The sequence below is a fragment of the Seongchinamella unica genome (assembly GCF_004354085.1).
Lineage (GTDB): Bacteria > Pseudomonadota > Gammaproteobacteria > Pseudomonadales > Halieaceae > Halioglobus > Halioglobus unicus.
In genome coordinates, this window is the sequence record NZ_SMSE01000003.1 from 443,231 (window position 1) to 460,347 (window position 17,117).

At 60.2% G+C, this 17,117-nt stretch carries 14 protein-coding genes, 4 tRNA genes and 1 pseudogene; 8 read left to right on the forward strand and 11 right to left on the reverse strand.

The features are described 5' to 3' along the window. The 8 genes and pseudogenes from E2F43_RS14245 to E2F43_RS14280 all read right to left on the reverse strand — a co-directional run. On the reverse strand, window positions 1–123 hold a 123-nt coding region (locus E2F43_RS14245; RefSeq protein ID WP_238946959.1), incomplete at its 3' end, for a GTP-binding protein. Window positions 124–204: 81 nt separating this feature from the next. After that, window positions 205–280, reverse strand: a tRNA-Thr gene (locus E2F43_RS14250). Window positions 281–297: 17 nt separating this feature from the next. Next, a tRNA-Gly gene (locus tag E2F43_RS14255) sits at window positions 298–371 on the reverse strand. A gap of 140 nt (window positions 372–511) precedes the next feature. Then, window positions 512–595 (reverse strand) — tRNA-Tyr (locus tag E2F43_RS14260). A gap of 171 nt (window positions 596–766) precedes the next feature. Then, window positions 767–842, reverse strand: a tRNA-Thr gene (locus E2F43_RS14265). Window positions 843–1,012: 170 nt separating this feature from the next. Continuing rightward, window positions 1,013–1,819, reverse strand: coding sequence for a hypothetical protein (locus E2F43_RS14270; RefSeq protein WP_238946931.1), 807 nt, complete (start codon window positions 1,817–1,819; stop codon window positions 1,013–1,015). 494 nt (window positions 1,820–2,313) lie between these two features. Next, window positions 2,314–3,653: pseudogene (locus E2F43_RS14275) on the reverse strand (IS3 family transposase). A gap of 512 nt (window positions 3,654–4,165) precedes the next feature. Beyond that, window positions 4,166–4,912, reverse strand: coding sequence for a hypothetical protein (locus tag E2F43_RS14280; RefSeq protein WP_133213800.1), 747 nt, complete (start codon window positions 4,910–4,912; stop codon window positions 4,166–4,168). 256 nt (window positions 4,913–5,168) lie between these two features. Between E2F43_RS14280 and E2F43_RS14285 the strand changes: the two genes are divergently transcribed. Genes E2F43_RS14285 through E2F43_RS14295 form a run of 3 tightly spaced genes read left to right on the forward strand, consistent with a single transcriptional unit; the run spans window position 5,169 to window position 9,273 of the window. Further along, window positions 5,169–6,554, forward strand: coding sequence for a glycosyltransferase family 39 protein (locus E2F43_RS14285; protein WP_133213801.1), 1,386 nt, complete (start codon window positions 5,169–5,171; stop codon window positions 6,552–6,554). A gap of 2 nt (window positions 6,555–6,556) precedes the next feature. Next, window positions 6,557–7,312 (forward strand): Stf0 family sulfotransferase, encoded by a 756-nt coding sequence (locus E2F43_RS14290; protein WP_133213802.1) that lies wholly within the window; start codon window positions 6,557–6,559, stop codon window positions 7,310–7,312. 11 nt (window positions 7,313–7,323) lie between these two features. After that, window positions 7,324–9,273 (forward strand): acyltransferase family protein, encoded by a 1,950-nt coding sequence (locus tag E2F43_RS14295; protein ID WP_133213804.1) that lies wholly within the window; start codon window positions 7,324–7,326, stop codon window positions 9,271–9,273. On the opposite strand, the gene E2F43_RS14300 is transcribed toward E2F43_RS14295, so the two are convergent. Beyond that, window positions 9,263–10,003, reverse strand: a complete 741-nt coding sequence (locus E2F43_RS14300; RefSeq protein ID WP_165954325.1) for a type III pantothenate kinase — start codon at window positions 10,001–10,003, stop codon at window positions 9,263–9,265. The two genes, E2F43_RS14295 and E2F43_RS14300, sit on opposite strands and share 11 nt — an antisense overlap. Then, window positions 10,000–10,977 (reverse strand): bifunctional biotin--[acetyl-CoA-carboxylase] ligase/biotin operon repressor BirA, encoded by a 978-nt coding sequence (gene birA, locus E2F43_RS14305; protein ID WP_133213808.1) that lies wholly within the window; start codon window positions 10,975–10,977, stop codon window positions 10,000–10,002. Before birA ends, E2F43_RS14300 begins: the two co-directional genes overlap by 4 nt. A gap of 117 nt (window positions 10,978–11,094) precedes the next feature. Between birA and E2F43_RS14310 the strand changes: the two genes are divergently transcribed. The 3 genes from E2F43_RS14310 to E2F43_RS14320 are packed head-to-tail and all read left to right on the forward strand — an operon-like array spanning window position 11,095 to window position 13,547. Further along, entirely contained in the window at window positions 11,095–11,445 is a 351-nt protein-coding gene (locus E2F43_RS14310) for a hypothetical protein (protein WP_133213810.1), read from the forward strand. Continuing rightward, window positions 11,442–13,004, forward strand: a complete 1,563-nt coding sequence (locus E2F43_RS14315; RefSeq protein ID WP_133213812.1) for a cation:proton antiporter family protein — start codon at window positions 11,442–11,444, stop codon at window positions 13,002–13,004. Before E2F43_RS14310 ends, E2F43_RS14315 begins: the two co-directional genes overlap by 4 nt. After that, the gene (locus tag E2F43_RS14320) at window positions 13,005–13,547 is read left to right on the forward strand and encodes a YaeQ family protein (RefSeq protein ID WP_133213814.1); all 543 of its coding nucleotides are present in this window, start codon (window positions 13,005–13,007) and stop codon (window positions 13,545–13,547) included. A gap of 158 nt (window positions 13,548–13,705) precedes the next feature. On the opposite strand, the gene E2F43_RS14325 is transcribed toward E2F43_RS14320, so the two are convergent. Then, complete coding sequence (locus E2F43_RS14325; RefSeq protein ID WP_133213816.1) at window positions 13,706–15,025, reverse strand: sterol desaturase family protein; 1,320 nt, start codon at window positions 15,023–15,025, stop codon at window positions 13,706–13,708. Between the two features lie 183 nt (window positions 15,026–15,208). Between E2F43_RS14325 and E2F43_RS14330 the strand changes: the two genes are divergently transcribed. Beyond that, window positions 15,209–16,624: an AlkA N-terminal domain-containing protein gene (locus E2F43_RS14330; RefSeq protein ID WP_133213818.1), complete on the forward strand. Its 1,416-nt coding sequence runs from the start codon at window positions 15,209–15,211 to the stop codon at window positions 16,622–16,624. Beyond that, a complete protein-coding gene (locus E2F43_RS14335; protein WP_133213820.1) occupies window positions 16,621–17,088 on the forward strand; it encodes a methylated-DNA--[protein]-cysteine S-methyltransferase in 468 nt (155 codons plus the stop codon). The genes E2F43_RS14330 and E2F43_RS14335 overlap by 4 nt, the downstream gene beginning before the upstream one ends. Window positions 17,089–17,117 lie beyond the last annotated feature (29 nt).

Genomic DNA, 17,117 nt, shown 5'->3' on the forward strand with positions numbered 1-17,117 from the left:
GCCCCATACTTCAGCACACACCCGCGTCAGGGCCGCTGTCAGGGTAGTTTTACCGTGGTCAACGTGACCAATGGTACCCACGTTGACGTGGGGCTTAGTACGTTCGAATGTTTCTTTTGCCATTACGACAATCTCCTATGACACCGGCCGTAGCCTTGCATTAAACCGCTTTAAATTTACCAACCACTTACAAAACAGCAGAAGTGGAGCTCATAACCGGATTTGAACCGGTGACCTCTTCCTTACCAAGGAAGTGCTCTACCGACTGAGCTATATGAGCCCTGAGCCTTCTAACTCTGGAGCGGGTAGCGGGAATCGAACCCGCATCATCAGCTTGGAAGGCTGAGGTTCTACCATTGAACTATACCCGCGCACCGCTAAACCTAATTTTCTTTATATGCCAACACGTTAGGCATACAGGGGAAGCCTCACACATCCCCGCCATCCGCCCTTTACCGGGCGTTGCCACCTCTGACCTACGGAAATTCCGCTGATCAACGCGACGTATAGATGGTGGAGGGGGGTGGATTCGAACCACCGAAGCTTTCGCGTCAGATTTACAGTCTGATCCCTTTGGCCACTCGGGAACCCCTCCGGAAGGCGGCATATTGTCCGGATGCCCATCATCAATGTCAACCGCTTCTTCTAATAAAATTATCGACTTACGCACACTTTCTGAGGAAGCCCACCGGCCGCCCGGCGAACACCCGAAAAGCCCGGAGAAGCAACTTCCGGTAGCAATAATTCTGGAAGATCGGGGATGGAATGGAGCTGGCGAGAGGAATCGAACCCCCGACCGGCTGATTACAAATCAGCTGCTCTACCTACTGAGCTACGCCAGCCTGATCCAGACCTGTGAGCAGGTTCGTATAATAGAAGGAAGAGGACCTTCTGACTTGCACCTGACTCAACGGCGGGCAATTGTAGGGAAAGCATTGGGGGGATGCAACAGATTTGGCCCTGGCAAAACAAAAAAGGGCCCGGCGAGGCCCTTAATCTGACAACGAACGGCCTAGCGCTGCATAAACCTGCGCCTGGCAACCACCAAAATCCCCACAATCATCAGGCCAAGACCGGACAGCGGCATGACAGGAACTGGCTTGGGTGGTGCTACAGGGGCAGCGGGCGGGGGGGCTACCCCTACAAAGCCGAGAGCATTACTCATCATGATGTCGCCTTCAGTGGTGGCATCCCAGAAGTCCGAACGGCTATCCGAAGAAGGCGGGTACATATTCAGAGCAATCACATTGCCCAATACCGCGATCAAAGGCACACCATTACTCCATTCGGCTACAAGCGTAGCTCCAGCTTCGAGACTCACAGTATTATGATAACTACTGGAACCACCAGCGAAGCTGCTGACCCCCGCCAACAATCCATTCCCCGCGTCGACAGGCACAAGTGTTAATCCACCAGGTGAACTTTGAGGACCGAGTGTCACTGGCAAGTAACTATCTGTCACAAGGCGGCCGGCAATAGGATTTATATTAAATGCAAATGTCGACAGTACAACCGTGCCACCAGCATCGGCGTAATCGGCCAGAGCATCCCCGAGTGCAACTGGGTCTGCAAAACCGCCATCAGAATAGACAAGAACTGCCGTGTAATTCTGTAAATCCACCAGAGTGGGCGTCACCACTCCTGCATCGAAGAAATCTACGGCCCCCAACGCTCCTCCGGCAGCGGCCGCAATCTTGTCCCGGACTTCTTCATTCCAAGTCTGGTTATTGGCACCATAAACTGCCACATCGGCAAACGAAAAACCTGAAATCAAACAACATACGAGCAATGCTGCTGATCTGAACAATTTAGTTATCACTACTTCCCCGCAGATTAGTCAGTTATAAAAACTTTTTCAGCATATTTTTTGCATGCGACTCATATTAAGCCCCTCCCTACTAATGACGCAAGCCATGAATTCTGGTTTTGCACTGAAGATCAAGGGGTCAGACTCCTCGATTTCCATTCAGGGATTTACGGCCACCACCCCGACCTGAGAACTGGTGAAGCATAAATCTCCCCTACCACAGGCTGCACCTGCAACCAGCGTGGCTGATTCCACCCCCCATATCCCCCCACTTGCCTGCTCCCTCGCTGAACATAACTGACTGCGAACTCAGAGAGGGTCTCTAAAAGGCCCGGCCCTTCACCGCCAGTACTCAAGAATTGCAGCGAGAAGGCCAAAGAATGGTGCAGCTTGGGGAATGTCGCTTTAGGGCATTACCCTATCCATCCCCGTGTACGTCGGCAAAGGATATGGCACCAATCGGGCCGTTTTCTAAAAGAGACTTTTCTGCCAGCTACTGCTCCAGTTTAGCCTGCTAACCGCAGGTTGTGTATTTTTCTCCGGGCCATGGTCCTGGCTTTCACCAGGGCTCGCTGATCCAGAATGTCGTTTCGTCTTCCCGCGTAAACATCTGCTGGTGTCACGTTATCCAGTGACTCGTGGTAACGCTCGTGGTTGTAGTGATGGACCCACTCCGTGATAGCTGTCTCCAACTCCCACGGGTAGTAGTAATGCTCCAGCTTCACCACATTCTTCATCGACCGATGATAACGCTCAATCTTGCCCTGGGTCATCGGGTGATACGGTGCACCCCGCGTGTGTTCAATGTCCTGCTGCTTGAGCCAGGACTTGAGTTCACCACTGATGTAACAAGGGCCGTTGTCCGACAACAGACGGGGTCTGTGCCGAACTTTGGCCTCGAACAGACCGGTTGCCCTCAGGGCATCCTCCAGTGTTTCCGTCACATCCGAGGCCGACATCGAAGTGGTAAGCCGCCAGCAGATGATATAGCGGGAATAGTCGTCCAGGACCGTCGATAAGAAGTACCAGCCCCAACCGACCACCCGGAAGTAGGTAAAGTCGGTTTGCCACAGCTCGTTGATCCTGCTGGTCGGGTTCTGGAACCTGTCCGAGGCGCTCATCACCGTGAACTGGGGGCTGGTGATCAAGTCATGGGCCTTGAGAAGGCGATAAACGCTGGATTCCGAGACAAAGTAGTCGTGCGTATCGGTGATATGCCAGGCCAGTTCCCTGGGTGTAAGATCCGGTCGCTCCAATGCCACTTCGACTATCAGTTCCCTGACGGAGTCAGGAATCCGATTCCAGTGCTGCCGCACAGCCCGACTTTGATTCTCGAGGCCATCGAGACCACTTTCTTCGTAGGCCCGATACCAGCGGTAGAAACTGGTTCGACTGACTTTGATCTCCTGTAGGGTTCGCCTAACCGACAACTCGGATTCCTCAACCAGGCGGATGATCGCCAGTTTCTCGGATGCCGTATACATCATTCGTCGTCCAAGATCACACCCTGCCCAGTCAGACTTTTTTTGAGCCAGTCGTTCCTCAGGTAGAGTTCGGCTACGGCCTGCTTGAGATCCTTGTTCTCCTGCTTCAGGCCAGAGGCTTCATCGGTGTTGGCCTCACGGACGGTATCCCCAGCCAGGCGCTTCTTGCCGGCTTCCAGGAAGTCCTTGCTCCATCGGTAATACAGATTACTGTTGATGTCTTCCCGTCGGCACAGTTCAGCAATAGACATTTCACCGCGAAGCCCCTCCAGGACAATGCGGATCTTCTCCTCGGTGGAATGCTTGCGGCGTGTTTTACGACGGATGTCCTTAACCGTCTTTTCAGTGTTGGACATGCTCATAGTGAGACTCCTCTGCTCCAGTTAAAAGTAGCAGAACTGTCTCTTAGTGAATCAGGACCTTTGGTTACTCATGCTTTGACGGCGCACCGGTATAGGTATACGTATCCGTCACCCCATAAGCCGAACTGGCAACCAGAGCCAGGCCGGCGAGAAACCCCTGTTTAAAGCGCATATCGCAGTTCCCTTTGCAGTTATTGGTAATTATTGGCAATTCAGAGCAACACCTTACCTCAGTACACCGTAGATACAAAGCTGCCGCAGTTACAAATTCACACCCCCAAAATGGGCTTTTATCGCGTAACCAAGGAGTGCGAGGACAGGCAAACCCGGGATCTGCTCAAGTTAGCCCTGGTGACAGCCCGGATCGTTAACCGGAGGGGTGGTCCGGCATACTCGCCGCACCTACTATGGCTGATTTTTTCTGCTCGACCGTGCTGATCTACACGATCCCGGACGGCCAGGAAATAAAAAGCCCCACATGTCGCGGGGCTTCAGGGGACGGCGAAAGCTGATTAATCGTCTTCGGACTCATCCTCATCATCGTCATCGTCATCGTCTTTATTCTTGTTCTTTTCCTTGTCCTTGCCTTTGCCCTTGCCCTTACTGGACGATTCTTCAGGCTCATCCTCTGTCTCCGCCTTTTCCTTGCGGATATTCACCTGGCTGGCTGCATCACCAACCACCAGATCGGAAGACAGCTCGATTCCGAGCGTACTGCTGAGGAATTCCGCCGCCTCAGGCGCGAGGGTCAACCCATATCCCTTGAGCTTGAGCTTGCCGCCATTGCCTGAGACTTCAATGCCCCCTTCGCCAGGCACCAGGAACTCAATGCGATCGAACAGGTTGTTCTCCACCGACGCAAGAGCGGTGATCGAGGTCACATCGTTGGGATCCTGGATGTTGTTCGGGTCCAGCGCCTCGATTCTCAGGTTCTCCAGGGTGACCACATTGATGTCGTTGGGGTCAACCGCATCGGAACAGGAGAGTGTGAAGCCACCGCGGTGTTCCACCTCGCCCAGCGCCGCTCCCAGGTCGAGAGCACCACCAGCCACCGGGAACCTGATACGCTCGCTACCTGGCTTGATAACCGCTGGTTTTACCCGGTCCAACTCACAACCCGCCGAGACCAGGGCATCGAGCACCTCCCCTGACAATTCGACGGAAGTTCTGCCTCCCTTGACCTGAACTGTGGGTGCTGCCACCACCAGAATGGAGGTCAGACTGACGAATACCGCCAAACCACTGAGAATCCTTTTCATAATTACCTCAACTTAACGACGTTGCATTAATTTAACACTCGAGACCAGTGTCGAACAGCCTGGGCCGACTGTCCAATAGCATGTGCTTATAAAAAGATATTCCGTTTGGTTATATCTTGCAATGCCGGCACCCGTCTCCGTCAGTTCAGCTCCACCGGGCCTGGCGGATAAACCGTCTTTTCTCCAGCCTTGGCTGGCTATCGATAGATCCAGGAATTAAGGTATTGCCACAGAATTTCACAATCCTGGCAATCAATTGAATACGAAGAAGAAATCCGGATGGGGGCCCTCGGTGGCGGCTCTTGTTATCGTGAGCTGCGGGGTCTTGTTGCGACTGGCCTACAATAGCGAAACTTTTTTTATTGAGCCGGTGAGGGCGGACGCAGCGTATTACTTTCAATACGCCATAAATTTGGTAGAGCACGGTACATTTTCCCGGGAACGCAGCGAGAACCCGACCCCCGACGCCTATTGGGCTCCCGGGTACCCGGCATTTTTGGCGATGAACCTGAAACTTTCAGGCTCTGCCACCATGCTCGGCTATGACCTGGTACTCCACAGCCAGGTCGCACTGGCCGCCTGCTCAATCTGGCTACTATTCCTGCTGGGGCGCCTGTTGCTACCATCGTACTGGCCGGTCCTGCCAGCGACGCTGTTGGCTTTTTCTCCCCACCACGTCAGCCTGGGCTCTTATGCGCTAACAGAAACGCTGTTCGGTTTTACCCTGCTGGCCACTATTTACTGCCTGGCAAAAGCGCTCGAACGCCAGCAAAGCGGCTACTACCTGGCCAGCGGAACGGCGCTGGCTGCCTCATATATGGTCAACCCGGTAAGTGTGGTGATCGTACCCGCTATTGCCTTGGGCCTTTGGCTATTCCGGACAAGCATCCGCACTGAAAACGGCGTTTTGATGGGCCATCGACATGCCGTCCTGCTGATGTTGCCGCTGGTGCTGGCTGCTTCACTCTGGTCCGTTCGCTCCGCTGTCACGGTCCCGGCAGACCAGTCCGGCAGCGGCGACCGCCTGCTGGCCAACCTGACGGTTGGCCTGTACCCCGACTATCACGAAAAGTGGAAAGCATCCGTTCTGGATCCGGAAGCGGGAATCGTCGTGCCTGGCGCCGGGGTCGCTGAAAGCTTCGACACGTTTTTTCGAGAGCTGGTCCTGCGACTCTCCGACGCCCCGGTAGAAATGCTCAGCTGGTTTGCCTTCGGCAAGCCCTACCAACTCTGGCAGTGGGATATCCTGACCGGCCAGGGTGATATTTACGTGTACGACATTCTTTACTCTCTCTACCACATATCCACCCCGGCGCTTGTCTCCTACTCGATCATGCACGCCCTGCACCCCTGGCTGTTGGTCTGCAGCTTGCTGGGGGCACTCCTGGTCATTGCCCGCAAAACCGACCTGGCCGACCTCACCGTGCCCGTGATCGCTTACTCAACCCTGTTCGCCGTGAGCGCTGTCTATGTCATCACCCAGGCTGAACCGCGCTATTCCGTGCCCCTGCGCCCGGAGCTGTACCTGACAGCCGTGTTCTTTGTCTGGCAGGCATGTGAATACCTGAAAATGCTACGCAAACGGTCGCTGGAACGACATAATGCGGCCAAATCAGCCGTATCGGCCTCCGCCGCAGAGTAGACATGCCGGTCACATTTTTCATTCTCAGTGCGCCGCGTACCGGCAGCACCCTGCTGGTCAGGACTCTCAACAACATCGAATCCATTTGTTGTCATGGTGAGCTGTTTCTCCCGGGACAGGTACGCGGGCTGCGGGATGAGTTCGACCCACGCAGCGCCAGCCCGCAGCAGCGCCAGGCCAGGGCACAGCGACTTCTGCAAGCGCGGGATGCCAACCCGGCCGACTTTCTCAACCAGGCGCTCAACCGGCCGCAGGCCGCTGTTGGGCTTAAAATCATTTACGAGGATTTTCTCAACAGCCGATGGCAGGCGGCCCTGTCGCCAGCGATTGCCCGGCCCGATACCTGTTTCATCCACCTGCAGCGACGTAACGCGCTGCGCCGCTACGTGTCGGAACAGGTAATGCACGCCGGCGGCGCGATCCACTCGGACATGGGCGGCGGCAAGAACCGCAGGGTGAAAGTTGAAATATCACCGGAAGCCTTTGCGGCGCGCCGTCGCCAGCTGGACCAGGAAGCGGAGGCGGCCCTGTCGATGCTGGACGGCAAGCCGGTACTGGACCTGTTTTACGAGGACCTGTCCGACAGGCTGCAGCCCACCATTGTGAGTATCTGTGACTTCCTCGGCTTAGCGGTCCCTGTGGATACGGTCGAGCCGGGGCTGCGTAAGGTGGGCGAACAGGATTTATCCGCCGCGGTGCTGAACTACCAGGAGATCCTGGCCAACCCCCTGACCCGCCCCTTCGCGCTCATGGATTGAATACCGCAGTCATGACCGGCTACCGCCCCGACATCGACGGTCTGCGCGCCTTTTCCATTATTGCCGTGGTCGTTTACCACGCCTTTCCCGGGCTACTGCCCGGTGGGTTCGTGGGTGTGGACATATTCTTCGTGATATCCGGCTACCTGATCACCGGAATCATTCTCCAGGGACATTCACAGGGGGGATTCTCCGCCGCCGAATTCTACCGCCGGCGCATTCAGCGCATTTTTCCCGCGCTCCTGCTGGTCATGGCTTTCTGCCTGCTGGCCGGCTGGTGGATCCTGCTACCCCACGAGTATGTCGCCCTGGGCAGGCAGACGGCGGCGTCTTCGGTGTTTGCCCCCAACCTGCTGTTCTGGACCGAAGCCGGTTACTTCGACACGGATAGTCGACTGAAGCCCCTGCTGCACCTCTGGTCCCTGGGCGTGGAGGAGCAGTTCTACCTGCTGTGGCCGCTGTTGCTGTTGCTGGGTTTTCGCTTCAAACTTCCGGTTGTGGCACTGGTACTCAGCCTGCTGGGACTTTCGTTCTACCTCAACATCGCGGTTACCGGCGATCGCGCAGCCAGTTTCTTCCTGCCACAGTTCCGGGTGTGGGAATTACTGCTGGGGGCGCTGCTGGCATGCTCGGGGGTCACCCCCCGTTCTACCGGGGCCAAAAACGGGCTGGCCGCGGCCGGGCTGGTGCTGATGATCGCGGCCGTCGCCCTGATCAATCGCCAGGCCATGTTTCCCGGCTGGTGGGCGTTATTGCCCACTGTGGGGGCTGCGCTGCTCATACTGAGCGGGCCCGTTACTCCCCTTAACCGCCTGTTGGCCGCCCGGCCCCTGGTGTTTATCGGCAAGATCAGCTTTCCCCTGTACCTCTGGCACTGGCCGCTGCTCACCTTTTGCCGGATCATGGAGCAGGGTGAGCCGGAGCCACCCATTCGCCTGGCGGCGGTGATCATCAGCGTACTGCTGGCCTGGTTGAGCTATCGACTGGTGGAGCGTCGGCTGCGGTACCACCCCGGCAGATTTACGCCCCTGTGGTTACTGGCCGGTCTGTTTTCCCTGGGGCTGGCAGGCCTGGCAATCATCCGGCTGGAAGGCCTCCCCCAGCGCACCGCTGAATTCAACGGGGCCGCTGCGGTTTTTCAATGGCCAGAACCCGGGCCGGAACACCCCAATCATTGCGATTCCGGCACAGCCACCCTGGGCCAATGCCTGCAGGACGGCAAGCCGCCAACCATTGCCGTACTGGGGGACAGCCACAGCACCAACACCTTCTTCGCACTGGCCCATCATTTCCGCCAGTCTGGCGAAGGGGTCATGCGCCTGGGAGAGGGAGGCTGCCCTCCCCTGCTCAATGTCGAGGTGCGTGACTCCGGTAACAGCGATCACTGTCTTGAGACCACCCGCGCCACTATTGACTGGGTCACCCGCAATCCGGGGATCACCACGGTATACCTGTCTTCCATGGGCCCGCCCTACCTGAATACCCGCCTCGGCCGTTACCGCATGCGCTCCCGGGAAAATCCGGCGCTGGCGGACAACGGGGAGATCTTTGCGGCGGGCCTTGCGGCAGCGGTCCAAAAACTGCTGTCAGCGGGGAAGAAGGTGGTGCTGGTCATGGACTGGCCTGGCCTCGGCTTTCACCCCCAGGCCTGTATTGATACCCGCCCCCTGCGACTGACGGGTTTCGAGCCGCAGCCCTGCCAAACTCCCCGCAAGCGTCACCAGGCGCGAAGCCGCCGCTACCGGGACATTGTCACCACGGTCTGGAACGACAACCCGGGAACCTGGTTGTGGGATACACCCGGTGCATTCTGCGACCAACGCCTGTGTCACGGCATTAAAGACGGCGAACTTCTCTACCGTGACCCGGGCCACCTGAGCATGGCGGGCTCCCGCTACCTCGGCGAGCGCCTGGAACTGCAACAAAGCGGTGGCGGTGACGCTCGGCCGATCAGTCGGTAAACACCTCCCGGGCCTGCACCTCCAGCCCTTCAAACACCAGGTCCGGCAGGTAACTGCCGCCGCGGTCCAGCAGTTGCCTCAGGGTCTCCCCGGCGCCGCCGCAGAAAAACAGCGTTGGCTGTTCCCCCCCGTTGTGCGCAATTGCGGCAGCAACGGCCCCCACCTGGGCCAGGGCGATGCCGTGGCGCACCGCTTCGGCGGTGGAGGTCCCCGGTGCCAGGGCGTAACTCACGTCCTCGTCAAAACGCACCCGATCCGTATCCAGTAACAGGGCGCGCTCCATCAGTGCCGGCCCGGGAATGATATAACCGCCTTCGTGTTGACCGGCGGCGCTGACGATATCGATCGTCAACGCAGAACCGGCGTCCACCACGCAAAGGCGTTCCCTGCTGCGCTGCCGTGCCCCCAACATGGCCAGCCAGCGATCCACCCCCATGCGCGAGGGCTGTGCATAGCTGTTGGCAACACCACCGGCACGGGCTGTGCTGCGGGCAAACCAGGGACTTACCCCACAGAGCCGCTCGGCCAGGGCGGTGAACTCGCGCTCAAATTCCGGGCCCGCCACGCTGGATACCCAGATATTGGCCTCCGGACCAAGCGGTTCCAGCAGCCTGGCTTTGGCCGCGCTGTCATGGTGACCGAAATGACCCCGGTCCCGCAGTTCACCCTGCTCCAGCAGGCGCCACTTGACGCGGCTATTGCCGACATCCAGCTGCAGGCAAACACTCACCGGGCCGCCCTCAGGGATATCTCGCCGCCGAATATGGACTGGAATCCGGTGGTGGTCTGCAATTGCAACGCGCCGCGCTCGTCAACGCCACAGGCCTTGCCAGCCATTCTGTGATTACCGCTGTGCAACACCACCTCGACACCGGCAAAGGCATCCAGCGCCTGCCACTCATCCCGCCAGGGACTGAAGCCGGCGCCCTCGAAATGAGCCAGCATGGGCAGCAACTCATCCAGCAAGGCCGCCAGCAGCAGGTTGCGCGGCGGCGCCTGTCCGGCACAGATGCGCGCCACATCGGTCCAGGCCTGGTCGATATCACCGGCCGACCGGGCCGGCATATCCACATTCAGCCCTATACCCACGACAACCTGGCAGGCCCCGGCGGGATCGCCCGTCATTTCGAGCAATATACCGCCGAACTTGGCGCCCTCGAACAACAGGTCATTGGGCCACTTGAGCTGGACCGGGGGCACACCACAGGCAGCCAGCGCCCGGGCTGCCACCACGCCCACCGCCAGACTCATGCCCTCGAGAACCGCCGCGCCCTGTTCATACTCCCAGACAACGGATAAATAGAGATTGCGCCCATAGGGGCTTACCCAGGCCCGCCCCCGGCGCCCGCGGCCAGCGCTTTGCTGTTCGGCGCTGCAGACATAGCCCGAACCGGTTCCGGCGGCAATTTGCGCCATGGCCTCCTCGTTGGTGGAGCCGACCGTATCCCTCAGGTCCAGCCGTGACAGCAGTTGCCTGGACAGGGGCGACAGTCCCGTCAATACCTTGTCCGCGGCAAGCAACTCGATCCCACCGGGAATGCGGTAGCCCTGCCCCTTGACCGATTCGATCTGCAGACCCAGGTCCTCGAGATTCTTCAGCTGCTTCCAGACCGCGGTGCGGCTGACCCCGAGGGCCTTGGCCAGCGCCTGGCCGGAGACGATGTCGCCATCGGCGAGCAGGGGTAGCAGGGATGTATTGGCCATGGAAAACCTTGAATGTCGCGATGGGCAGCATGATAGCAGAAGCAAAGCGCAGGGCAGCACTGCAATCAGCCAGCCAACCCACACAACATTGCCCCCAAAAGTGGTACATTCCCCTCCATGCCCGATCATCTTGTTTCTACCCTACGCCTGCTTGCCGCCAGCCTCGTTACCCTGCTGGGTATCGGTCGCGTGGCGTCGCTGTGGTTTCGCGAACTCGACCAACAGGCAGTCGCGGCACTGTTGCTCGGCACTGTCTACCTGATTACCGGGCTGGGCCTGTTCGGCCAGTCACGATTCACGGTGTTGGTGGCCATTGCGCTCTGCACCGCCGTCGCGGTTCTTACCCTGGTCAATGTCGCCGTGCTTACGCCGCTGCAACAGGCGGGCGTGGCGCTCGATCTCATCACCGTGGCGCTTTGCTCAGTGGTGGCCTGGCATGCGCACAGCAAGGCCAGTACTTCACCATGATTGACCCGATTATCATCCTCATCGCCCTGGCGGGCGGACTGGTCAGCCGCGCGCTGGGCCTGCCGGCACTGATCGGCTACCTGGCGGCCGGTTTTATCCTGCACGAGACCAATATCCAGGCCGGCGAGCTGCTGCATGAGCTGGCCAACCTGGGCGTCACCCTGCTGCTGTTTACCATCGGTCTCAAGCTATCGCCCGGGGAGTTACTCAAACCCAAAGTCTGGGGCACCACACTCATCCATATGGCTGCCATGCAGCTGTTTTTCATGGGCGTGCTGTGGCTGGCCGGCGCGCTGATGCCGGGCCTGGGTCTGTCACTGAACGAGTGGCTGGTCCTCGCGTTTGCGCTGACGTTCTCCAGCACCGTGTTTGTCATCCAGGTCCTCCAGGAGCGGGGGGAAATGTCCTCGCGGCACGCCAATCTCGCCATCGGCATCCTGGTGATACAGGACCTGGCCGCGGTGCTGTTCCTCTCTGCCACCAAGGGCACCATGCCTCCCCCCGAGGCGCTGGGCCTGTTACTGCTCTGGCCGCTGCGGCGCCCCATCACCCAGCTGATGGAAAAGGCCGGCCATGGTGAGCTCTTCACCCTGTTCGGCCTGGCATTGGCCCTGGGCGGCGCGTCACTGTTCGAGTTGGTGGGTATCAAGGGCGACCTGGGCGCGCTGGTCATCGGCGGACTGCTCGCCGGCACCCAGAAGTCCAAGGAGCTTTATCGCAACCTGATGAACTTCAAGGACCTGTTTCTGGTGGGTTTTTTCCTGACCATCGGCCTGGATGGCTGGCCGCGGGAGGAGGTGTTCATACTCGCCCTGGTACTGGGTGCACTGGCCACAGTCAAGGTGGCCCTGTATTTCCCGCTGATGACCCTGTTCCACGCCGCTCCCAGGACAGCGCTGCTCAGTGCCAGCATGATGGGCAATTTCAGCGAGTTCGGCCTGGTCGTGGTTGCTGTGGCCGCCACCACCGGCTGGATCGGGGGCGAATGGGCCAGCGCCGTCTCGCTGGCCATTGCCACCAGTTTCGTACTCTCTTCCCCGCTGAGCAAACGCGCCCACCAGTTGTACCGTCGCTACCACGATTTCTGGCTGCGCTTTGAGTCCGACAAGGTGCAGGCGCAGCGACCCGACACCAGTGGCGCCCGCATAATCGTTCTGGGCATGGGCAATATCGGCACCGGCGCTTACGATGCCATCGCCGAAACTCGCGGCTATGAAGTCCTGGGCGTCGACCTGAACGATCGCAAGCTGGCGGAACACGCGCGCAAGCATCGCCGGGTGGTCATGGCCGATGCCTCCGATCCCGACTTCTGGCACCAGATAAACCTCCAAGAGGTGGAACTGGTACTGCTGGCCCTCACCCACCACCAGGAGAATATGCTGGTTGGCGGCCTGCTCCAGGACCTGGGTTACAGCGGGCGCATGTCCGCCGTGGTGCGCTTTTCCGAGGAAGCGCGGGAGTTGGAAAAACGCGGCTTCTCTACCTTCAACCTTTACGCCCAGGCCGGTGCCGGCTTCGCCGACCACGCGGTGGCGCAGTTGTCGGACCGGGAGGGGTAAGTGGCGCTAAAACCCACCATCTACAAGGCCGATATTGAACTGGCGGACAGCGACCGCGGTTGCTTTGAATCCCTGGCGCTGACGATCGCCCTGCACCCCTCGGAGACGGTGGAGCGCATGGCCACCCGGTTGCTCGCCTACTGCCTCAATGTCGGCCGCGGACTCGAATTCACCCGCGGGCTGTCAACCACCGATGAACCCGACATCTGGCGTCACAGTGACAGCGGCGAGCTGGAGTTGTGGATAGAGATCGGCCAGCCGGAAGAGCCCAGGCTGCGCAAGGCCTGCGGCAGGGCCGGCGCGGTGAAAGTGTATGCCTTTGGCAAAAGTGCAGACACCTGGTGGCAGTTGCAGGGAGAGGCCATCCGCGGACTGCCACGACTGGCAGTCTGGCAATTCGGCTGGCACGAGGTCCAGTCGCTGGCGGGCATGCTGGCCAGGACCATGCAGCTCAGCGTCAGCGTGGTGGGTGGTGTGGTGTACGTGGATAACGGCAAGGAATCGGTGAGCCTGGAGCCGGTACCGCTGGCCAACCAGGAATAACCAAAGCCCGCCGATCAGCTTGGTCATCGCCAACAGCCAAAGTCGTCACTCCCAGCGAGTCACCATCGTCATCCCGCAGCCTTGAACAACGTCATCCCCGCGCAGGCGGTGGTCCGGCATACCGGGATCCAGAGACTTCAAGACCGATAAGGCAAAATTTACTGAACCCCGGTCTGCCGGACCACCGCCTGGCCCAAGGCACCCTCTCCTGCGCTTGCAGCGCAATTCACATTGTGCGCGGGGATGACGGGCTCGGTTACACTTTCAACAGCAGCATCAGACAATCGCCTCAGCAGCCAGAGATTCACCAACAAATAACCAACACCGACAGCAACAAGGCCAAGGCCTGCTCCACCAGTCAGAGCCAACCCCAGCAAAATCCCCAGCCCCCCGAGCCGCAGCCACTCCCACCTGATCACCGAATCCGCCCCCCGCGCCTCCAGCCAGAAGGTAGTCGTCATGGTGGTGGCCAGCAACACCGCCCAGCAGGCCACCCCGGCCCAGTAGCCGAGCTCGCTCGCCTGCATCCATGCCAGCAGGGCCACCGCCGCCACCAGTTGGAAGACGCCGTACCAGGCCACCAGGCCCGGCACCCGCGGATCATATTTTTCAAAGGTCGACAAATCGTTCTTGTGCCGGGGGTAGGTCCTGGCCACATCCTCGGGTTGCCAACCGGTTCTCGCCACCCAGACCCGGAGCTTGTCGCGCCAGCGGCGGGCATGCCAGCAGTCCTGGATCATATCCACATACACATGGGTCAGGGCATGCCAGGGATTGAAGCTTTTCAGGGGACCGCGAATACCAAAAATCACCGGTTCCTCGTCCAGTTCCTCCTGAAAAGTGCCAAACAGCCTGTCCCAGAGGATGAACACACCGCCGTAGTTGCGATCCATGTAGATATCGTTTTGGGCGTGATGCACCCGGTGGTTGGACGGAGTAATAAATACCCACTCGTACCAGCCGAGCTTGGGCACGTGTTCGGTGTGCACCCAGAACTGGTACAGCAGGTTCAGGGAGCCGACGGTGACCACCACCTCCGCCGGAATGCCCAGGAAAAACAGCGGCAGGTAGAAGATCCACCCCAGCAGGAAGCCGGTACTGGTCTGGCGCAGGGCGGTGGTGAGATTGTATTCCTCACTCTGGTGATGGGCAACATGAGCCGCCCACAGAATGGTGCGCTCGTGGCCCAGGCGGTGCAGCCAGTAGTAGCAGAAGTCATAGAGCACAAAGGCCAGCACCCAGGTCCACCAGGACGAGGTATCCATCTGCGGCAGGGAAACATATTCACTGACCAGGTGGTAGACGTAGCCGCCAATACCCAGGGTGACAAAACGGCGGGCCTGGCTGAGCACGCCCAGGGACAGGCTGCTCACCGAATCGTTGAGGCGGTACGTGTTGCGCCCGCGATACACCCCATAGCCCAACTCCGCCAGCATGGCGAGGATGAAAAACGGTACGGCGTAGGCGATTAAATCCATGAGAGTCCCGGTAATGCTGCCGACGGCAATCATCCTGCTGGCGGAGGGCCGCCTGTTGCTGTCGCGGCAAGATAAAGGTCAAACGCTCGGGACATTCTAATACCACCAGAGCATAATTACAGCCGGCTAATCCAGGGCCGATTCTGGCTAGTGTGACAGGGCCGGGAGGGCTATATTGGCGCCATGGACATCCACCCCGATTCATCACCCGCGCTGGATCCGGATCTGTGTCGTCGCGCCCGGCTGGCCCGCGACCCGCGCTTTGACGGAGAGTTTTTCCTGGCGGTAAAGACCACCGGCATTTACTGCCGCCCGATCTGCCCTGCCCGCCAGCCAGCGGAGAAAAACGTCAGCTACTATCGCCTGGCGAGCCAGGCAGCGGAAGCGGGTTACCGCCCCTGCCTGCGCTGCCGCCCAGAATCCGCCCCGGGCAGCCCCGCCTGGGAGGGGACCTCTACCACGGTGAAAAGAGCAGTCAGGCTCATTGACGCCGGGGCGCTCAGCGAGGGCCGCGTCGCCGACCTCGCCGCTCGGCTTGGTATTGGCGAGCGCTACCTGCGCAAACTGTTCCAGCAGGAACTGGGCGTATCACCCCAGGCAGTGGCCCTTAACCAGCGACTGCTGTTTGCCAAAAAGCTGCTGGCCGAAACCGCCCTGCCCCTGACCGAGGTCGCTTTCGCCGCCGGTTTCGGCAGCGTGCGTCGCTTCAACAGTGCGGTAAAGACCCACTTCGGGTTGACCCCAGGCGACCTGCGCGGCAGCAAGACGCAGGTCCCCGAGGCCGGCATCCGCTTACAGCTGCAATACCGTCCCCCTTATGACTGGCCAGGCGTGGTCGACTTTCTTGCCCATCACGCCGTGGATGGGGTGGAAGCGGTGTCCGGCGACCGCTACCACAGGCACTTTCGCACGGCGGCGGGCACCGGCGCTGTCGCGATCAGGCCGCTGCCGGGAAAGCATGCGCTGGAACTGACGCTCCAGCTGGCCGACAACAGCCAGCTGATGGGCCTCGTCGGGCAACTGCGGCGCATGTTTGACCTGGACGCCAATCCGGCGGAGATTGCCACCCGGCTGCAAGGCGACCCTGTCCTGGCGCCCTTGTCGGAACGCTCCCCGGGGGCGCGCTCACCCGGACACTGGAGCCTTTACGAATCCGCCGTGCGCGCCATTGTCGGCCAGCAGGTGAGTACGGCGGCCGCCCGCACCGTGCTGTCGCGACTCGCCCGGGCCTGCGCCCGCGGCGCTATCGTCACCTTTCCTGCCGCGGCCGATGTCGCCGCGCTGCCCGACGAGCACTTCCCCATGCCCGGCCGCCGTCGGGAAACCCTGCGCACCCTGTGCCGGCAGTTTGCCGGGAGAGAGGAAGAACTGGACCTGGACACCCTGGCCGCGCTGACCGGCGTTGGCCCCTGGACCGTGGGCATGGTCGCCGTGCGCGGCGCCGGCGACCCGGATGTATTTCCGGCGGGTGACCTGGGCCTGGAACGCACCTGGGCCGCCCTGCCCGGCAGCAACGGCAGGCTGAACGACGCCGCCCAGCGCTGGCGTCCCTGGCGCTCCTACGCCGCCAACCTGCTCTGGAGGAGCTACACCCCATGAATTACCAATACCTGGACAGCCCTGTGGGCCGGTTACGGCTGGTGTCCGACGGCCATCACCTGACAGCCATCGAATGGGAAAACCGGCAGGGAGCGGACCCCGCGGGCGAGGAAAGAACCGATCCGGCACTCAAGGCCTGCGCGCAACAGCTCGGGGAGTATTTTGCCGGTAAACGACGCCACTTTGACCTGCCGCTCCTGCCGGCGGGTACGCCGTTCCAGCAACAGGTATGGGCGGCGCTGGCAGCCATACCCTACGGCGCGCTTCGCAGCTACCGGGATGTCGCCCGAACGCTGGACAGGCCAAAGGCCGTGCGGGCCGTAGGCGCCGCCAACGGGCGTAACCCGCTGCCCATCGTCGTGCCCTGCCACCGGGTGATCGGCAGCGATGGCTCGTTGACCGGATTCGCGGGGGGCCTTGCGGCGAAGCAGGTGTTGTTGCGGCTGGAGGGGGCTATCGAGTAGGACGCGTATTCGTCATTGCGGCGCAAGCC

Bases quoted from the DNA above. Each gene is read 5' to 3' on its own strand.
- E2F43_RS14280 (WP_133213800.1), bottom strand. From the start codon at position 4,912: ATGAAAAGGATTCTCAGTGGTTTGGCGGTATTCGTCAGTCTGACCTCC.
- E2F43_RS14290 (WP_133213802.1), top strand. From the start codon at position 6,557: ATGCCGGTCACATTTTTCATTCTCAGTGCGCCGCGTACCGGCAGCACC.
- E2F43_RS14295 (WP_133213804.1), top strand. From the start codon at position 7,324: ATGACCGGCTACCGCCCCGACATCGACGGTCTGCGCGCCTTTTCCATT.
- birA (WP_133213808.1), bottom strand. From the start codon at position 10,977: ATGGCCAATACATCCCTGCTACCCCTGCTCGCCGATGGCGACATCGTC.
- E2F43_RS14310 (WP_133213810.1), top strand. From the start codon at position 11,095: ATGCCCGATCATCTTGTTTCTACCCTACGCCTGCTTGCCGCCAGCCTC.
- E2F43_RS14315 (WP_133213812.1), top strand. From the start codon at position 11,442: ATGATTGACCCGATTATCATCCTCATCGCCCTGGCGGGCGGACTGGTC.
- E2F43_RS14325 (WP_133213816.1), bottom strand. From the start codon at position 15,025: ATGGATTTAATCGCCTACGCCGTACCGTTTTTCATCCTCGCCATGCTG.
- E2F43_RS14330 (WP_133213818.1), top strand. From the start codon at position 15,209: ATGGACATCCACCCCGATTCATCACCCGCGCTGGATCCGGATCTGTGT.
- E2F43_RS14335 (WP_133213820.1), top strand. From the start codon at position 16,621: ATGAATTACCAATACCTGGACAGCCCTGTGGGCCGGTTACGGCTGGTG.